Origin of the sequence: Bradyrhizobium japonicum USDA 6 (genome assembly GCF_000284375.1) — a bacterium.
Taxonomy (GTDB): domain Bacteria; phylum Pseudomonadota; class Alphaproteobacteria; order Rhizobiales; family Xanthobacteraceae; genus Bradyrhizobium; species Bradyrhizobium japonicum.
The window spans coordinates 8,635,044-8,651,763 of record NC_017249.1 but is presented as its reverse complement, the minus strand read 5'-3'; the positions used below and the strand labels follow the sequence as shown (position 1 = coordinate 8,651,763).

General features: G+C 65.7%; 13 protein-coding genes and 1 pseudogene. 6 read left to right on the top strand and 8 right to left on the bottom strand.

The window, feature by feature from the left end; all coding sequences use genetic code 11:
- Nucleotides 1-2: 2 nt before the first annotated feature.
- Complete coding sequence (locus tag BJ6T_RS39835; protein ID WP_028170313.1) at nucleotides 3-1,499, bottom strand: sensor domain-containing diguanylate cyclase; 1,497 nt, start codon at nucleotides 1,497-1,499, stop codon at nucleotides 3-5.
- 137 nt (nucleotides 1,500-1,636) lie between these two features.
- On the opposite strand from BJ6T_RS39835, the gene BJ6T_RS39830 reads away from it, so the two are divergent.
- Nucleotides 1,637-1,894: a DUF7662 domain-containing protein gene (locus BJ6T_RS39830; RefSeq protein ID WP_028170312.1), complete on the top strand. Its 258-nt coding sequence runs from the start codon at nucleotides 1,637-1,639 to the stop codon at nucleotides 1,892-1,894.
- Nucleotides 1,895-1,905: 11 nt separating this feature from the next.
- Entirely contained in the window at nucleotides 1,906-2,154 is a 249-nt protein-coding gene (locus tag BJ6T_RS39825) for a hypothetical protein (protein ID WP_014498166.1), read from the top strand.
- A 535-nt stretch (nucleotides 2,155-2,689) separates the two neighbouring features.
- Here BJ6T_RS39825 and BJ6T_RS39820 read toward each other — a convergent pair.
- The 3 genes from BJ6T_RS39820 to metG all read right to left on the bottom strand — a co-directional run bounded on the left by BJ6T_RS39820 (nucleotide 2,690) and on the right by metG (nucleotide 8,466).
- A complete protein-coding gene (locus BJ6T_RS39820) occupies nucleotides 2,690-5,566 on the bottom strand; it encodes an EAL domain-containing protein (protein ID WP_014498165.1) in 2,877 nt (958 codons plus the stop codon).
- Nucleotides 5,567-5,720: 154 nt separating this feature from the next.
- The gene (locus BJ6T_RS39815) at nucleotides 5,721-6,719 is read right to left on the bottom strand and encodes an NAD(P)H-quinone oxidoreductase (protein ID WP_014498164.1); all 999 of its coding nucleotides are present in this window, start codon (nucleotides 6,717-6,719) and stop codon (nucleotides 5,721-5,723) included.
- 67 nt (nucleotides 6,720-6,786) lie between these two features.
- On the bottom strand, nucleotides 6,787-8,466 hold the full coding sequence (gene metG / locus BJ6T_RS39810) for a methionine--tRNA ligase (RefSeq protein WP_014498163.1): 1,680 nt from the start codon (nucleotides 8,464-8,466) through the stop codon (nucleotides 6,787-6,789).
- 275 nt (nucleotides 8,467-8,741) lie between these two features.
- On the opposite strand from metG, the pseudogene BJ6T_RS39805 reads away from it, so the two are divergent.
- Together BJ6T_RS39805 and rcdA are read left to right on the top strand one after the other, a co-directional pair.
- Nucleotides 8,742-8,930 (top strand): annotated as a pseudogene (locus BJ6T_RS39805) (DUF1192 domain-containing protein); the annotation flags it as partial.
- Nucleotides 8,931-9,480: 550 nt separating this feature from the next.
- On the top strand, nucleotides 9,481-9,990 hold the full coding sequence (rcdA, locus tag BJ6T_RS39800) for a protease adaptor protein RcdA (protein ID WP_014498161.1): 510 nt from the start codon (nucleotides 9,481-9,483) through the stop codon (nucleotides 9,988-9,990).
- A 203-nt stretch (nucleotides 9,991-10,193) separates the two neighbouring features.
- Here the strand turns inward: rcdA and rpmE are convergent, their stop codons facing one another.
- The gene (gene rpmE / locus BJ6T_RS39795; protein WP_008137002.1) at nucleotides 10,194-10,421 is read right to left on the bottom strand and encodes a 50S ribosomal protein L31; all 228 of its coding nucleotides are present in this window, start codon (nucleotides 10,419-10,421) and stop codon (nucleotides 10,194-10,196) included.
- 200 nt (nucleotides 10,422-10,621) lie between these two features.
- Between rpmE and BJ6T_RS39790 the strand changes: the two genes are divergently transcribed.
- Nucleotides 10,622-12,466, top strand: coding sequence for an ABC transporter ATP-binding protein/permease (locus BJ6T_RS39790; protein WP_028170311.1), 1,845 nt, complete (start codon nucleotides 10,622-10,624; stop codon nucleotides 12,464-12,466).
- Between the two features lie 154 nt (nucleotides 12,467-12,620).
- On the opposite strand, the gene BJ6T_RS39785 is transcribed toward BJ6T_RS39790, so the two are convergent.
- From BJ6T_RS39785 to BJ6T_RS39775, 3 genes are all read right to left on the bottom strand, one after another.
- Nucleotides 12,621-13,070: a GNAT family N-acetyltransferase gene (locus BJ6T_RS39785; RefSeq protein WP_014498159.1), complete on the bottom strand. Its 450-nt coding sequence runs from the start codon at nucleotides 13,068-13,070 to the stop codon at nucleotides 12,621-12,623.
- On the bottom strand, nucleotides 13,070-14,098 hold the full coding sequence (locus tag BJ6T_RS39780; RefSeq protein ID WP_014498158.1) for a peptidoglycan -binding protein: 1,029 nt from the start codon (nucleotides 14,096-14,098) through the stop codon (nucleotides 13,070-13,072). Before BJ6T_RS39780 ends, BJ6T_RS39785 begins: the two co-directional genes overlap by 1 nt.
- Nucleotides 14,099-14,252: 154 nt before the next feature.
- Nucleotides 14,253-15,275, bottom strand: coding sequence for a flagellar motor protein MotA (locus BJ6T_RS39775; RefSeq protein WP_028170310.1), 1,023 nt, complete (start codon nucleotides 15,273-15,275; stop codon nucleotides 14,253-14,255).
- A 383-nt stretch (nucleotides 15,276-15,658) separates the two neighbouring features.
- On the opposite strand from BJ6T_RS39775, the gene BJ6T_RS39765 reads away from it, so the two are divergent.
- Nucleotides 15,659-16,687, top strand: coding sequence for an SAM-dependent methyltransferase (locus BJ6T_RS39765; protein WP_014498156.1), 1,029 nt, complete (start codon nucleotides 15,659-15,661; stop codon nucleotides 16,685-16,687).
- The last annotated feature ends 33 nt before the right edge of the window (nucleotides 16,688-16,720 follow it).

Below are 16,720 nucleotides of genomic sequence, written 5' to 3'. Positions count from 1 at the left end.
CCTCACGCCACCAGCGACAGCTTCGGAAGGCTGGCGACCACGGACTGGTTGCGGCCGCCGGCTTTCGCCGCATAGAGCGCCTTGTCGGCGGCGGCGACCAGGACCGGCCAGTCCAGGCCGGTGGTCGGAACCAAGCCTGCAATGCCGCAGGAGACCGTCGACGTCGCCTGGTCGTCGGACCAGCCCTGCACCTTGCCGCGGATCGTCTCGGCGATATTGAAGGCCTCGGCGGCCGACGTGTTCGGCAGCAGCACCGCGAATTCCTCGCCGCCATAGCGCGCGGCGCAGTCGCCGGACCGCCGCACCGAATCGGAAATGCAGATCGCGATGCCGACCAGCACCTGGTCGCCGGCCTGATGGCCGAACGTGTCGTTGTAGGCCTTGAAGTGATCGGCATCGATCATCAGCAGTGCGACCGGCGTCTTCTGGCGCATCGCGCGGCGCCATTCGGCGTCGATGACCTGGTCGAACTTGCGGCGGTTCTTCAGGCCGGTGAGCGCGTCCGTCGTCGCCATCTCCTCGAGCTTGCGCTCGGCTTCGGCGCGCCGGCTGATCTCGCGGGCGAGCACCAGCGTCGAGGCCAGCATGAACAGGATGAGCGCCAGGACCACCGCGCCGATGCGGTAGGCTTCCTTCTGCCAGAGCTCGAACACGGCGGCGAGCGGCTTGCCTGCCACCACGAAGAGCGGACCCGGGCCGGTGCTGCGGACGTAGAGGCGCGGCGTCGCGTCCACCGGGCCCTGGCCCGCGTAGGACCCGCCGGCCTTGAGATTGTCGGCCTTCCAGCTCTGCTGTGTCCCCAGATTCTTGCCGATGACGTCGAGATCGAACGGCCGCCGCATCATGATGGTGCGATCGCGCCTCAGCACGGTGATGGTATCATCGGGATCGAGGTTCAGGCGCTCGAACAATTCGTGGAAATAGCTGAAGCGGATCGAGCCGGTGACGACCCCCAGGAAGCCGCCGTCGGTATCGCTGATGCGCCGGCTCAGCACGATGGAATAGGCGCCGCGGAACAGCATCGGACGGCTGATGAAGAGGCCGGCGTCGGGATCGTCGCGATGAACCCTGAAGTAATCCTCCTCGCTCCGGTTCTCCGGCGGGGGATCGAGCGTGGAGGCGTCGATGGTCAGCCTGCCTTCGGCATCGAACACCTGGATGGCGCCGAAGTGCCGCGCCGTGGTGGCGTGGTCGAACAGGATCAGGTGACGGATCGGCTTCGAGACCGCGTTGATCTCAGGCAGCAGCATGTTGCTGGCGACCGCCTTCAGGGAGAGATCGTAGATCTCGATGTTGCGGCTGATGTCTGCTTCGATGGAGGTGGCCAGATTGTCCAGCGTCTGGCGCGCGAGGGCCTCCTCGCCGCGGCGCATGTCCAGCATGACGTTGACGCAAATGGCGGAAAAGCCGATCACCGTCACGACGGACGATATGATCAGCAGCTTCGCCGAAATCCGCCACGGCTGCCGGGTCATGACGTCGCGCCATCCAGATAGCATCGATTGCTCCCGACACTAGTGGATGCGCCCGAAATCTTGCGTAGTGTTTAAGCCGGGACGGCGCGACCGCAATGAGTTAAGAATTGGTTTCCGCAAGCATCGCTTTTGGGCAGCGGAGCTGGGACGAGAGGACGATTGTGAACGATTACGACGCGCTGCGGGATTATCTGATGCGGCAGAAGCAAACGGAATTCGTGCTGAGCTTCGAGCAGATCGAGGAGATCATCGGCGCGGCCCTGCCGCGTGCGGCGAATCGCGCCTCGTGGTGGGACAGCCTCCGCAGCCCCGACATCCAGATGCCCCAGCGCGAAGCCTGCCTCGCCGCGGGATTCGTCGCGACGCGGATGCCGGACGGCCAGAGCGTGCGGTTCACCAGGAAGAAGCAGCGCAGGTGAGCTGACGCCGCATGATTCTGCGCTGGCTAAGGGGGATTTTTGGCGCAGCCCTGATTGCAACAGGCGTGCTGTTCGCGCTCGCCTTCGAGGCCCGCTACTGGCGCTGGCGCGACTGCTTCAACGAGCTCGGCCGCTGCTACGACCCGATCTCGCAGGATGTCCATCTCGAACAGGCCGGTTTGGTCTGGGGCAGCCTCGCCGCGATCTCGCTGCTGGTAGGGTTCTGTTTGGTCGCGGGGCTACGACGCAAGCCAGGGTAGGCCAGCTGGACGCGCTGCGCCGCAAGCGCGAGACGGGGGCGTCAGCCCAAGTGTTTAGCCCAAGTGTTTAGCGCAAGTGCTTAACCCAAATGTTTAGCCCAAGTGCAGAACCACGGCCTTCATTGGCGATTACCGGGCCAGCGTTCGTCAGCGGCATGGGCTCGTATCAGGCAGCTGGCCGTCTGCCGGTCGCAGGTGCGGACGCATGTGTTCTGGCGTCCTCGAACGTCACCGGCCCCGCCGGTGTAGTTGGCACATGTGCCGAGGCAATTTGCGCCTCGATCCTCGCATCGTGCGGCTGTCACTGCTTCGGCCGATGAGGCGAGGAACACTCCAGTGCCGATGAGGGTGATCGCGTAGAAAAGGTGTCGGCTCATCCGTGACTCCTGAGAAAGACGCGCGTGGTCTGCTCATCCTGAGAACGGTCGAGCAGGGCCCATTGATCTGGATCAAGCCCGGCATCAGCGCACCGGTGCGGCACCCCGCTCACTTTGCGAGCGACCCTTTCCGGGAGGAGAGCGGAAGACGATTAGCGTTAGCTCGCCGCTTCCAGCCGCACTTCCGTGAGCAGGCGCATCGCCGCGTCCGCGTCCATCGGCTCGCCAAAGGCGAAGCCCTGCGCGTATTCGCAGCCCATCTGGTAGAGCTCGACCGCGTCGGAATCGGTCTCGGCGCCTTCCGCGACCACGTCCATGCCGAGATCATGCGCGAGCGCGATGATCGACTTCAGGATCACCGGACGGGTGCCGCGGTTGGTGGTGCGCACGAAGGACTGGTCGATCTTGATGGTGTCGAACGGGAAGCGCTGGAGATAGGCCAGCGAGGAATGGCCGGTGCCGAAATCGTCGAGCGACAGCCCGGTGCCGAGCTCGCGGATGCGCGTCAGCATCTGGGCTGCGTGCTCCGGGTTCTCCATCACCAGCGATTCCGTCAATTCCAGCTTCAGCGTGCCGCGCGCCACCGAGGAGCGCGACAGCACGGTGCGGATGTCGTGGATCAGATCGTGGCGCAGCAATTGCCGCGAGGAGACGTTGACGGAGGCGAAGATCGGCTCGCGCGAGCGCATCGCGCGTTGCCACACCGAAAGCTGCTTTGCGGTCTGGTCGAGCACGAACATGCCGAGGTCGACGATCAGGCCGGTCTCTTCCGCGATGCTGATGAATTCCGACGGCGCCATGCGTCCGAGCTTCGGATGATCCCAGCGCACCAGCGCCTCGAAGCCGGCGATCGAACGATCCTCCAGCCGCACGATCGGCTGGTACAGGATCGTGAGCTCCTGCCGCTCGATGGCGCGGCGCAGCTCGCTCTCCAGCGTCAGGCGGTCGGTCTTTCGCGCGCGCATCGCCGGCTTGTAGACGTCGATGCGGTCCCCGCCGATCCGCTTGGAATGATACATCGCAAGCTCGGCGTCCTTGATGATCTCGTCCGTCAACTGGGTCTGCGGATCGGAGAGCGCGAGCCCGATCGAGGCGGTGAGAAAAATCTCGCGGTCGTTGAAGGCGATCGGGGCGCGGATGGTCTTGCGGATGGTCTCGGCGAAGGCGGTGATGCGGGCGGGGTCCTGCTCCGAGAGCAGGATCAGGCCGAACTGGTCGCCGGCAAGCCGCGCCAGCGTGTCCTGCGGCTTCAGGATGCGGGTGAGGCGGCGGGCCAGCGTCAGCAGGATCGAGTCGCCGACCGCGATGCCGACGGAATCGTTGACCTGCTTGAAGCGGTCGAGGTCGATCACCATCAGCGTCGGCCGCAGCGTCGGCATGGTCTTGGCGAAATGCGCGACCGCGCCGAGCCGGTCCATGAACAGTTTGCGGTTGGGCAGGCCGGTGAGGTTGTCATGCACGGAATCGTGCAGCAGGCGCTCCTCGGCGTTGCGCAGCTCGGTGACGTCGGTGAGCGTGCCGACGACGCGCGAGACCTCGCCGTCCGAGCCGACTACCGGGCGCGCCTTCAGCGCGAACCACATGAAATGACCGTCCGGCGTGCGCAGCCGGAAATCCTGGACCAGGCGGCCGCGGCGCTGGTCGAGCACGCTGTCGAGCGCGGCGCGGAACCGGTCCTGGTCGAGCGGATGCAGCACCTCGAGCCACGACGCCGCCGGGCCTTCCAGCGTGCCGCGCTTGAGGCCGAGCAGGGCTTCGGTCTCGGGGCTGGTGAACACCTTGTCGGCGGAGACGTCCCAGTCCCAGATCAGATCGCCGGAGCCGGCCAGCGCCAGCGCTCGCCGCTCGATGTCGGAGACGACGCCGGTGCTGGCGCCGCCGCCGGCAAAGGCGTGCTGCATCACCGTGAAGCCGATCAGCATCACGATCAGCACGAGGCCGCCGAGCAGCGCCGGGCCGACGATGTCGTTGGTGACGGAGCCCGCGACCGTCATGCCGGCCGCGACCACCCAGACCACCAGCAGGAACCAGGTCGGGATCAGCAGCACCGCGCGGTCGAAGCCGTGGGTCGAGAGATAGACGATCAGCGCGAAGCCCGCGAAAGCGATCAGCACCAGCGAGATGCGCGCGATGCCGGACGCCACGGCCGGATCGAACAGGGCCAGCGCGACCAGGGAGCCAAGGAATGCGAGCCAGCCGACGGTGATGTGCGAATAGCGCACGTGCCATCGACTGAGGTTGAGATAGGCGAACAGGAACACCAGCAGCGTCGCTGCCAAAATCGCTTCGCCCGCCGCGCGCCAGATGCGCTCGGCGTTGTTCGACATGTCGAGCACCTTGCCCCAGAAGCCGAAATCGACGCCGATATAGACCAGCACCGCCCACGCCAGCGCCGCGGCGGCCGGGAACATGATGCTGCCCTTCACCACGAACAGGATGGTGAGAACGAGCGCCAAAAGCCCGGAGATGCCGATCACGATGCCCTGGTAGAGCGTGAAGGAGTTGACCTTGTCCTTGTAGGACTCGGGCTCCCACAGATAGAGCTGCGGCAGCTTGTCGGTGCGCAACTCCGCGACAAAGGTGACGACGGCGCCGGGATCGAGCGTGATGCGGAACACGTCGGCCGTCGCGCTCTCCTGGCGCTCCGGGCGGTCGCCGATCGACGGCGTGATGGTCGCGATGCGCGACAGCCCGAGGTCGGGCCAGAGCAGGCCCGACGAGACGATGCGGTAATGCGGGGCGACGATCAGGCGGTCGAGCTGGTCGTCGGTGTTGTTGGCGAGCGCGAACACCACCCAGTTCTGGCCGCCCTCGCGGGCGCGCACCTCGATGCGGCGGACGATGCCGTCGGTGCCGGGCGCAGTGGAGACCTGGATGCGGTCGGCGTCACTGCGCTGATGCTCGAGCACGCCGGTGAGGTCGATCGCGGGCGCGTCGCCGCGGACGCTGACGGCATCCAGGGCGCGCGCCGGGGACGCGCCGACGAGAATCATGAGGCCCAGCGCTATGGGCGCGAGGCACCTGATCAGACGCAAGGTCGGTTCTCCGCGTTCGACGCAAACTCTTCAGTGCAAGGTGGTCAGTGCAAGGCGTTTTCCGAACGGAACAAGATGGTTCGGCGCGTCGCGATAGATGCCACGAAAGCGAGGAAAATCAAAGGGTTTCCGCCTTGCCTGATGGGCCGTTGGCCTAGACCTCCAACACAATTTTGCCAATATGTGCCGAGGTCTCCATGCGCCGGTGCGCGTCGGATGCCTTTTCCAGCGGGAAACTGCTGTCCATCAGCGGCTTGACGCGGCCTTCGCGCAACAGCGGCATCACTTTCGCCTCGATTGCGGCCACCATGGCCGCCTTGTCCGCATTACTACGGGGGCGCAGCGTCGAGCCGGTATGGGTCAGGCGCTTCACCATTACCTTGGCGATGTTGACGCTGACCTTGGGGCCGTTGAGGGTTGCGATCTGCACGATGCGGCCGTCGACCGCCGCGGCATCATAGTTGCGGTCGACATACTCGCCGGCGACCATGTCGAGGATCAGGTTGGCGCCGGTATTGTTGGTCTCCGCCTTGACCACGGCGACGAAGTCCTCGGTCTTGTAGTTGATGGCGCGGTCGGCCCCGAGCTTGAGGCAGGCATCGATCTTGTCCTGCGATCCCACGGTGACGAACACCTTCGCACCGAAGGCTTTCGCAAGCTGGATCGCCATGGTGCCGATGCCGGAGGAGCCGCCATGGATCAGCAGTGTCTCGCCGGCCTTCAGCCCGCCGCGCTCGAACACGTTGTGCCAGACCGTCATCAGGGTTTCCGGCAGCGCGCCGGCCTCCTTGATCGACAGTGCCGGCGGCACGCTCATCGCCTGGGCGTCCTGCGCGATGCAGTACTGCGCATAGCCGCCGCCGGCGACCAGCGACATCACCTTGTCGCCGATCTTGTGGCGTTTGGCTTTGCTGCCGACCGCCACCACCTCGCCGGCGATCTCGAGCCCCGGCAGATCGCTGGCGCCGGGCGGCGGCGGATAGGCGCCGGAGCGCTGCGCCACGTCGGGCCGGTTGACGCCCGCGGCCTGCACCTTGACCAGGATCTCGTCGGGACCGGGCTGCGGAACGGCACGTTGTTCCGGCACCAGCACCTCCGGTCCGCCGGGCTTGGAGATGGCGACCACGGTCATTTGCGCGGGCAGCTTGTCCATGATGTGTCCTTGGATGAATGAATTCGGCGGATGGCATATCGCCTTTTTCCGCCGAAGTGAAACGACATTAAGGCCCGAACCGCGCCGCCAGATGGCCTGCTCTTTCGGGAGAGATTCTTTCGACCAGTGGACCGATCGGCGCGATCGCTGTGCCGGCGCCGCCGTCGAGCAGGTCCGCGATTGGGCCGCGGGGCCAGCGTGGCGCGGCATCTTCGCCGCCGAAGGCGTGCAGCACATTTTCCGACAGGCTGGGCACGATGCTCCACGCCAGCACGGCGCAGGCGCGGACCAGATTGAGGGCTGTTCGCGTCACGATCGCCGCGCGAAGCCGATCGGACTTGATGGCTGTCCACGGCGCGGCATGCTGCAGGTACGCGTTCGCTACATCCCAGATCGCACGCGTCGCGGCGGCCGCTGCACGAAACTCGAGCGCCTCGTGATGGCGTCGCAGCGTCGCGATGCGCTGCTCCAGTTCCCGTGCGAGCAGGTGCTCGGCCTCGTCAGGAGCGCCGCCTTCCGGAATCCGGCCGTCGAAGGCCCGATGGGCGAAGCTGACAATGCGATTGACGAGGTTGCCGAAGATGTCGGCGAGATCCTTGTTCACGTCGGCGACGAACCTGGCAACGTTGAAATCGGTGTCGGCGCTTTCGGGCGCGTTGGCGATCAGCCACCAGCGCCAGAGATCGGCGGGCAATTCCTCCAGGGCCTGGTCGGTAAAGATGCCCCGATTGCGGCTGGTCGAGAACTTGCCGCCCTCGTAATTGAGCCAGTGGAATCCCTTGATCACGTCCACGCTCTTCCAGGGCTCGTTCGAGCCGATCAGCGTCGCCGGGAAGCTCACGGTGTGGAATGGGATGTTGTCCTTGCCGAGGAACTGGACGTAGCGGACGTCATCGGCCTGCCACCACCATTTTCGCCAGTCGCGGCCCGGCGCGGCGGCGGCCCATTCCTGGGTGGCGGCGATGTAACCGATCGGCGCGTCGAACCAGACATAGAAGACCTTGTCGGCGAATCCCTGTCGTGGAACCGGGATGCCCCAGGCCAGATCGCGCGTGATGCAGCGATCGCGCAGCTCGGCTGTCAGCCAGCCTTTCGCGGTCGATACCACGAAGGAGGGCCAGCCGGAGCGGCTGTCGATCCACGCGCTCAACGCCCCGACCAACTGCGACTGGCGCAGGAACAGATGGCGGCTTTCGCGGACCTCCAGCGCGCGGTCGCCCGACAGCGCGGATCGCGGGTCGATCAGTTCGGGCGGATCGAGCAGCACGCCACACTGGTCACATTGATCACCGCGCGCGGACGGGTCGCCACAATGCGGGCAGGTGCCGAGCACGTAGCGGTCCGGCAGGAAGCGGCCGTCCGTGGGTGACCAGACCTGCGGCAACTTACGTTCCTCGATCAATCCGGCATCGTCGAGCCTGCGATAGAAGTGCTGCGTCAGAGCGCTGTTCTGTGGCGAACTGGTTCGCCCGAAATGGTCGAAGGAAAGGCCGAACCGGCGGTAGATGTCGGCCTGGATTGCGTGCTGCGCGTCGCAGAAAGTGCGGACATCCTGTCCGGCGCGAACGGCGCCGAGCTCAGCCGGCGTGCCGTGCTCGTCGGTGGCGCAGATGAAGAGCACGTCGTCGCCGATCTGCCGCCTGAAGCGGGCATGGACATCGGCGGGGAGGAGCGAGCCTATGAGATTGCCGAGATGCTTGACGCCGTTCACGTAGGGAAGGGCGCTGGTGATCAGAATTTTGGTCATGACTGCGGTCTTTCGCGTTTGGTGATGCCGACCGACGAAAAATCAAAAGCCCTCCCGCATGATCGGAAGGGCTTGGGGTCGGCTCATGCCTCACGCGCGTGGACGCGCGCTTATCCCGTCCGGTCAACCTCCTTGCGGTTGGGCCGGGGCATTCGCGTCAGGTGTTGCGCGCTCGCGAAAGTCACTGCAAATTCTCCTTGTGGAGAAGCGATACCATTTCGGCTCGGAAAGCGCCAGATCGGCGTCGTTCAGGACAGGACTGCCCGGGAGGACACATGGCCATCGAGGACGACGACAAGCCGCGCAAGAAGGTCAGCCATGAGATCGGACAGGATCTCTCGCTCCTGTCCGTCGAGGAACTGACCGAGCGCGTGGCGCTGCTCAACACCGAGATCGCAAGGCTCGAGGAAGCCGCCACCAAGAAGCGCGCCTCGCGCGATGCGGCGGATAGTTTTTCAAGAAGTAGGGCCTGGTGCTCACCTCTCGGGTCCCGGACGTGGTGCAGCGCCAAAAGCGCGTTCACGCGCGTCTTCGACGCGCTATGGCGCTGCTCCGCAGAGCCGGGACCCATGCTTCGCGCAAAACTATCTCGCGTCTCGTCATTCCGGGGCGGCGCGCAGCGCGACTTCGTCGCGCCCCGGAATGACGAGTGGAGAGTTTGTTCCGCAGCGCACTCGGCCAGTGACCGACATGGCTAACGAACTCTCTAAAAATTAGCTCGTTTACTTCCAATTAAGCTTTCGGGTTTATGACTGGAACTGTCCTCGTTTGGACACCGAGTGGCTCCTGTCCACTCTGTTTGACGCCTCCCTGTTATCAACTTTCAAAGCCGCCGGTCTCCGGCGGCTCTTTTTTTCTTTTTGGGTCTCGTTCCGGTTGAATTCCGAGGAAAGACGCGCGGAAACCATATCCGCGCTTGTCGCTGGACTCCGCGTCCCGCCCGCGCAATGATTTGTTCATCATAAGCCGGCGCCAAAGCCGGACAGTCAGACAGTTGCGTAAGGGGCGTTAACCATGGAACGTTTGCAAGCCGAGGGTGCTCTCGTTCAACTCAGCGAGCGGTTCACCAATTCCGCGGCGTTCAGCGTCCTGTTCCGTGAAGGCATGGACCTGGTGGAAGAGACCGCCGCCTATCTCGATGGCGCCGGCCGCGCCGAGGCCAAGGCGCTCGACCGCGCCGTCAGCCTCACCTATGCGACCGAGAGCATGCGCCTGACCACCCGCCTGATGCAGCTTGCCTCCTGGCTGCTGCTGCACCGCGCGGTGAAGGAAGGCGAGATGACGCTGAGCCAGGCCAATCGCGAGAAGACCAAGGTCAAGCTCACCGCCGCCGATCCCGGCCCGTCCGACACCGTCGAGAAGCTGCCCTCGCAGCTCCAGGACCTGATCCATCGCTCGATGAGCCTTCAGACCCGCGTGCGCCGCCTCGACACCACCATCCACACCCCGCCGGTCGAATACGTGGCGATCGGCAATCCGCTGGTGCCGCAGCTCAACGCGCTGAAGGCCGCGTTCGAGCGGTAAGCACCCAGGTGCCGTAGTCACAGGTCTCGTAGGGTGGGCAAAGGCGCAAAGCGCCGTGCCCACCATTTTGCTTTCCGGATCGTAGAAAGAATGGTGGGCAAGCTTCGCTTTGCCCACCCTACTGATCTGAAGATGACGCCCCCAAAACAAAAACGCCCCCGGTCTCCCGGGGGCGTTTTTCGTCTCCAGCCTTGAGGGCGGGATCAATCCTTTTTGAGAAAGCCCGAAAACTTCTTCTGGAAGCGCGAGACGCGGCCGCCGCGATCCAGCATCTGGGCGTTGCCGCCGGTCCAGGCCGGGTGCGACTTCGGGTCGATGTCGAGGTTCAGCGTGTCGCCTTCCTTGCCCCAGGTGGAGCGGGTCAGGTACTCGGTTCCGTCGGTCATCACGACCTTAATCGTATGATAATTCGGATGAATTTCGGCTTTCATGGCAATTCCTCGGCGCCCGGCGCCTGTCTTGAGTGGCTATCGAATGACGGATTTGGCGGGGTCTATACCCCACAGGCCCCCTTAAAACAAGCCATTGTGGGCAAAGGAGAACCGGGCCGCTCCCTAAGGGACATCCCGGATTTGCCACTCCCCCCGCAGCGGCCTATGTGGAGTTCATCTGTCTCCTTGGGTCCGATCTCATGAGCGCTGTGGAACGGCTTGACGACCAGTACCGCGACAAGCATGCCGCGCCTGAGGCCCCGTCGATCGAAGCCGAGTTGATCGAGACGCCGGCCAAGGGCCGCGCGAAGCTGCGGCCGCTGCTGGCGCTCGCGCCCTATGTGGCCCGCTATCGCGGCCGCGCGGCACTCGCCTTCGTCGCGCTCACGGTCGCAGCGCTGACCACGCTGCTGGTGCCGGTCGCTGTGCGCAGGATGATCGATTTCGGCCTGACGCCGGAAGGCATCGCGCTGATCAACAGCTACTTCTCGGTGATGATCGCGGTGGTCGCCGTGCTCGCGCTTGCCAGCGCCTCGCGATACTACCTCGTGATGACGATCGGCGAGCGCATCGTCGCCGACCTCCGGCGCGACGTCTTCGCCCATCTGCTCTCGCTCTCGCCGGCCTTCTTCGATTCCGCGCGCAGTGGTGAGCTGGTGTCGCGGCTCACGGCCGACACCACCCAGATCAAGTCCGCGGTCGGCGCCTCCGTCTCGATCGCGCTGCGCAATCTCATGATGTTCTTCGGCGCGGCGGCGATGATGGTGATCACCAGCCCGCGCCTGTCCGGCTTCGTGCTGCTCGCCATTCCCCTGATCGTGCTGCCGCTGGTCGCGTTCGGGCGCTGGGTGCGGCGTCTGTCGCGCAACGCGCAGGACACGCTCGCCGACGCCTCCGCCTATGCGGGCGAGCTGGTCGGTGCCATCCGCACCGTGCAGGCCTATACCAGCGAAGGGCTCGCCGAGAAACGTTTCGGCGGCGAGGTCGAGCAGGCCTATGAGGCCGCGCGCACCTCCACGCAGGCCCGCGCCGTGCTCACCGCGATCATCATCTTCATCGTGTTCGCAAGCGTGGTCGCGATCCTCTGGATCGGCTCGCATGACGTCCTGATCGGCGCGATCTCGCCGGGCCGGCTCGGCCAGTTCGTGCTCTATGCGGCCTTCGCCGCGGCCGGCCTCGGCCAGCTCAGCGAGGTTTGGGGCGAGGTCTCGGCCGCCTCCGGCGCCGCCGAGCGCCTGTTCGAGATCCTGCATGTGCAGCCCGAGATCACCGCGCCGGCGTCACCGCGCGCGCTGCCGATGCCGGCGCGCGGCGAGGTCGGCTTCGACCAGGTCAGCTTCGCTTATCCGGCGCGGCCCCACGTCAATGTGCTCGATGCCGTGTCGTTCACCGTGCGCCCCGGCGAGAAGGTCGCGATCGTCGGCCCCTCGGGCGCCGGCAAGAGCACGATCTTTCATCTCCTGCTGCGCTTCTACGACCCGCGGGGCGGCGCGATCTCCCTCGACGGCGTGCCGGTCAAATCCGCGGACCCGCGCGATTTCCGCTTGCGCATCGCACTGGTGCCGCAGGAATCCAACGTGTTTGCCGCGAGCGCCCGCGAGAACATCCGCTTCGGCCGGCCCGATGCGACCGATGCCGAGGTCGAGCGCGCCGCCGAGCTCGCGCATGCCGCCGAGTTCATCCGCCGCCTGCCGGAAGGTTTCGAGACCCCGCTCGGCGAACGCGGCGTCACGCTCTCCGGCGGCCAGCGCCAGCGCATCGCCATCGCCCGCGCCATCCTTCGCGATGCGCCGCTCTTGCTGCTCGATGAAGCGACCTCCGCGCTCGACGCCGAAAGCGAGACACTGGTGCAGACCGCACTCGAGGAGCTGATGAGCCACCGCACCACGCTGGTGATCGCGCACCGGCTCGCCACCGTGCTGTCCTGCGACCGCATCCTGGTGATGGACCATGGCAAGATCGTCGAGCAGGGCACGCACGCCGAGCTCGTCGCCAAGAACGGGCTCTATGCGAGGCTCGCGAGGCTGCAGTTCGAGGGCGCGTGAGGCGGGCTGCCTGCTGCCTCATTCACGGTGTCATCGCCCGCGAAATGTTTAGGCCGGAGACGTAGCTGACGCCTGTTCGGATACATCACTGACGGCTTGGCCGCGGGTCAAGCCGGGGCATGACAGCGGAGGGTGGGGTCGGCAGCAAACCTCGTCACGGCTTCCATGCCATCCGCAGCACCGGCCGTCCCGAGGTCGGGTTCAAATCCTCGCCGGCATGGGCAAAGCCGTTGCGCTCGTAGAATCGGATGGCGCGGGCATTGTCCTTGTTGACGAGCAGCGTGACGCCCGACGGTGACAGGCGCTTGGCCTCATCCACCAGCAGCCTGGCCGCATCCGAGCCCCAATGCGCGGGATCGACCACGAGCTGGTCGAGATAGCCTTCGCCGTCGATGGTGACGAAGCCGGTCAGCACGCCGTCCGCTTCCGCGACCACGATCGAGGCGTTCGGCACCAGATCCTTGCGCCAGCGCTCGCGCCACCAGTCCAGCCGCGCGGCGAAATCGATCTGCGGATAGGCCTGCTGCCAGGTGCGATGCCAGAGGTCGATCGCGGCGGCTTCGTCCTCGGGGCGGTAGGGGCGGAGGTGGAGGGCGGCGCTCACTACCGCTCCGTCAGCTTCAGCTCGATGCGGCGGTTGCGCTTGTAGGCCTCTTCCGTGTTGGCGGTGTCGAGCGGCTGGAATTCGCCGAAGCCGGCGGCGACCAGGCGCTGGGCGGGCACGCCGAGCGAGATCAGGTATTGCACCACCGAGATCGAGCGCGCCGCGGACAGGTCCCAGTTCGACTTGAAGTTCGCGCCGCTGACCGGGCGCAAATCGGTGTGGCCGTCGACGCGCAGCACCCAGGGGATTTCGCTCGGGATCTTCTTGTCGAGATCGATCAGCGCGGTCGCCAATGTGTCGAGCTCGGCGCGGCCCTCGGGCAGCAAGGTCGCCTGTCCGGTGTCGAAGAACACTTCGGACTGGAACACGAAGCGGTCGCCGACGATGCGGATGTCAGGGCGGTTGCCGAGGATGGCGCGCAGGCGGCCGAAGAACTCCGAGCGATAACGCGACAATTCCTGCACGCGCTGCGCCAAGGCAACATTCAGGCGAGACCCGAGATCGGCGATGCGGTTCTGCGATTCCTTGTCGCGCTTCTCGCTGGCGTCGAGCGCCTCCTCCAGCGCCGCCAGTTGCCGCCGCAGCGCGCTGATCTGCTGGTTCAGCACCTCGATCTGCGCCAGTGCCCGCGCCGAGACCGCCTTCTCCGAGTCCAGCGCCTTGCCGAGCTCGGTGGTCTTGCCCTGGGCGTCGTTGCCGGCGGCGGCGAGGCCGTCATAGAGACCCTTGATGCGATCGCGCTCGGTCTCGGCCGAGGCGAGGCCCGCTTTCAATTGCGAGACCTGGTCGTCGAGCGTGAGCTTGCCGAGCTTCTCCAGCGACAGGAGCTCGTTGAGCTGGGCGATCTTGGCGTTGAGCTGCTCCAGCGCCTTGTCCTTGCCGGTGACCTCCTGCGATAGGAAGAACTGCACGACCAAAAATACTGACAGCAGGAACACGATCGACAGCACCAGCGTCGACAGCGCGTCGACGAATCCGGGCCAGTAGTTGAAGCCGGTTTCGCTGCGGCGGCCGCGGGCTAGAGCCATTGTCGTCGATCTCCACTCTCGTGTCCCGGACGCGCTGCAGCGTGAAACGCTGCCGCGCAGAGCCGGGACCCATTCCTTCGTTTCTCTGGGCCCCGGCTCAGCAGCGCAACACTTCGTGCTGCGCCGCGTCCGGGGCGCGATATCTTCGTTGTCGCTAACCCTTCTCGGGCTGGCGCGCGATGCGCTCCAGCAGGCGGCGGATCTCGCGGTTCTGCTCGCCCTGGCCGTCGGCCCATTCGCGGATCATCTGCTGCTCGGTCCGCATGTGCGAGACCAGCGCCTGGATGGCCTCGGCAAGGCTCGCCATTGCCGCCGTGGTGCCGCGGCTGGCACTGCCTTCCTCGAGCACGGAGCGCAACCGCTCGACGGCGGCCTGGAGCTCACCGCTGGCAACGCCGCCGCCGCCAGCGGCTGCGACCGCAACCTCGCCGTGGCCATATTCGCGCACGGTGGTGGCGAGCCAGTCTTCGAGGTCGGTGTAGAAGCGGTTCTGCGCCTGGCTCGATTGCAGATCGAGGAAGCCGAGGATCAGCGAGCCGGCGAGGCCGAACAGCGAGCTCGAGAACGAGATGCCCATGCCGCCGAGCGGGGCGGCGAGGCCCTCCTTCAGCGTGTCGAACAGGGCGCCGGAATCGCCTCCGACCTTGAGCCCGTCGATCACCTTGCCGACCGAGCCGACCGTCTCGATCAGGCCCCAGAAGGTGCCGAGCAGACCGAGGAAGACCAGCAGGCCGGTCATGTAGCGGGAGATGTCCCGGGCCTCGTCCAGGCGGGTCGCGATCGAATCGAGCAGGTGCCGCATGGTGGTCTGGGTGATCGTCATCCGCCCGGTGCGCTCGCCGCCGAGGATCATGGCCATCGGTGCCAGCAGTTTCGGGTGCCGGGACGGCGCCAGGCCGGGATCGGCGATGCGGAAATTGTTGACCCAGGAGACTTCGGGGTAGAGCCGGATCACCTGGCGGAAGGCCAGGATGATGCCGATGAACAGCACGCCGCCGATCAGGGCATTGAGGCCGGGATTGGCGAAGAAGGCCAGGATGATCTGCTTGTAGAGCACCACGCCGACCAGGGTGCACAGCACCAGAAAGACCAGCATCCGCACCAGGAAAACGCTGGGTGAGGATAGCTTGGTATATTCGATATCGATGGGAGAGCGGGGCGAGGCGCCAGGCGGCATGGCCGGTATCATCCGTTAGGAACTTGCTTGCGGGGCGCACTATGGCACAGCGGCAGCCCAAAAAAAGCGCCGGATGTGCCGATTTCGTGGAGAGCTCTCGGAACCCAAAGCCGAAACCGCGCTTTGATAGAGGCGCAATTTGCAAAACTTCGGCATTCCGCAGGCTTAGGTCGGATTTTTTGCATGGTGACGAATCCTGGGGGGCTGGCCGTCATCGCGCTCTTGCTCGCGGTCTGGATGGCGCTCGCCCGGGTGGCGCGGCAGCAGCAGCCGCGCGGTCGAACCCGTCTGGACCTCGGAGCCCGCCGGGCGGGTGGCAACGCCCGAACCTGTCCGTTCCTTTCGCCGCCGCCACAACGAGACCTGATCAACGGAGTGGTCGCATGAGCGTCGTTTCCGCGATCTTCGGGACTGCCGAACGCGTGCCGTTGCCGGACGTCGTGATCCGCGCCGCGATCCAGCGCCTGTGCTCGCGCGCGGCGACACGCATGTCCGCGCTGGGCGCGGCCGACGATGCCGCCTTCGCCGGGCGGATGATCCTGCGGCCGATCGCCGGGGACGCGGATGCCGTCAATGCCGGGCATGACGAGGTGCCCGCGGCCTTCTTTGCGCAAGTGCTCGGCCCCAACCGCAACTACTCGTCCTGCTTCTACAAGTCCGATGCGAGCACGCTGCAGGAGGCGGAGGAGGAGGCGCTGCGCCAGACCGTCGAGCACGCCGGTCTCGCCGACGGCCAGACCATCCTCGAGCTCGGCTGCGGCTGGGGCTCGCTGTCGCTGTGGATGGCGCGGCGGTTCCCGCACGCGAAGGTGACGGCGGTGTCGAACTCGCAGGCCCAGCGCGCCTATGTCGAGGAGCAGGCGCGGCTGCGCGGGCTGTTGAACCTGCGTGTGGTCGCCGCCGACATGAACGTGTTCGCGCCCGATGGGCAGTTCGACCGCATCGTCTCGGTCGAGATGTTCGAGCAGATGATGAACTGGCGCAAGCTGATGACGCGCGTGCGGTCCTGGCTCGCGCCTGACGGGCGCTTCTTCATGCACATCGTCACCCATCGTTCCGGCTCTCATCTGTTCGACCGCGCCAATCGCGAGGACTGGATCGCGCAGCATGTCTTCATGGATGGATTGATGCCGAGCCATCACCTCGTCAGGCAATTCGGCGACGTCTTCAGGATCGAGAAAGAATGGTGCTGGAGCGGAACGCACTATCAGCGCACGGCGAACGACTGGCTCGCCAATTTCGATGCGCATCGCGACACGATCGAAGCGTCCCTGCGCACCGTCCATGGCGAGGAGACCGCTTTGTGGATGCGACGCTGGCGCTGGTTCTTCCTCGCGACATCAGGGCTGTTCGGCTACGCCGATGGCAGCGAATGGGGCGTCAGCCACTACCGGATGAAGGCCCCCGGGTAATTGCGTTCTTCTGTCGCAGCACGCCGCGATGGA

Excerpts from the sequence above, each read along its gene's own strand:
- BJ6T_RS39835 (WP_028170313.1), bottom strand. The coding sequence starts at position 1,499 with ATGCTATCTGGATGGCGCGACGTCATGACCCGGCAGCCGTGGCGGATT.
- BJ6T_RS39825 (WP_014498166.1), top strand. The coding sequence starts at position 1,906 with ATGATTCTGCGCTGGCTAAGGGGGATTTTTGGCGCAGCCCTGATTGCA.
- BJ6T_RS39815 (WP_014498164.1), bottom strand. The coding sequence starts at position 6,719 with ATGGACAAGCTGCCCGCGCAAATGACCGTGGTCGCCATCTCCAAGCCC.
- metG (WP_014498163.1), bottom strand. The coding sequence starts at position 8,466 with ATGACCAAAATTCTGATCACCAGCGCCCTTCCCTACGTGAACGGCGTC.
- rcdA (WP_014498161.1), top strand. The coding sequence starts at position 9,481 with ATGGAACGTTTGCAAGCCGAGGGTGCTCTCGTTCAACTCAGCGAGCGG.
- rpmE (WP_008137002.1), bottom strand. The coding sequence starts at position 10,421 with ATGAAAGCCGAAATTCATCCGAATTATCATACGATTAAGGTCGTGATG.
- BJ6T_RS39790 (WP_028170311.1), top strand. The coding sequence starts at position 10,622 with ATGAGCGCTGTGGAACGGCTTGACGACCAGTACCGCGACAAGCATGCC.
- BJ6T_RS39780 (WP_014498158.1), bottom strand. The coding sequence starts at position 14,098 with ATGGCTCTAGCCCGCGGCCGCCGCAGCGAAACCGGCTTCAACTACTGG.
- BJ6T_RS39775 (WP_028170310.1), bottom strand. The coding sequence starts at position 15,275 with ATGCCGCCTGGCGCCTCGCCCCGCTCTCCCATCGATATCGAATATACC.
- BJ6T_RS39765 (WP_014498156.1), top strand. The coding sequence starts at position 15,659 with ATGAGCGTCGTTTCCGCGATCTTCGGGACTGCCGAACGCGTGCCGTTG.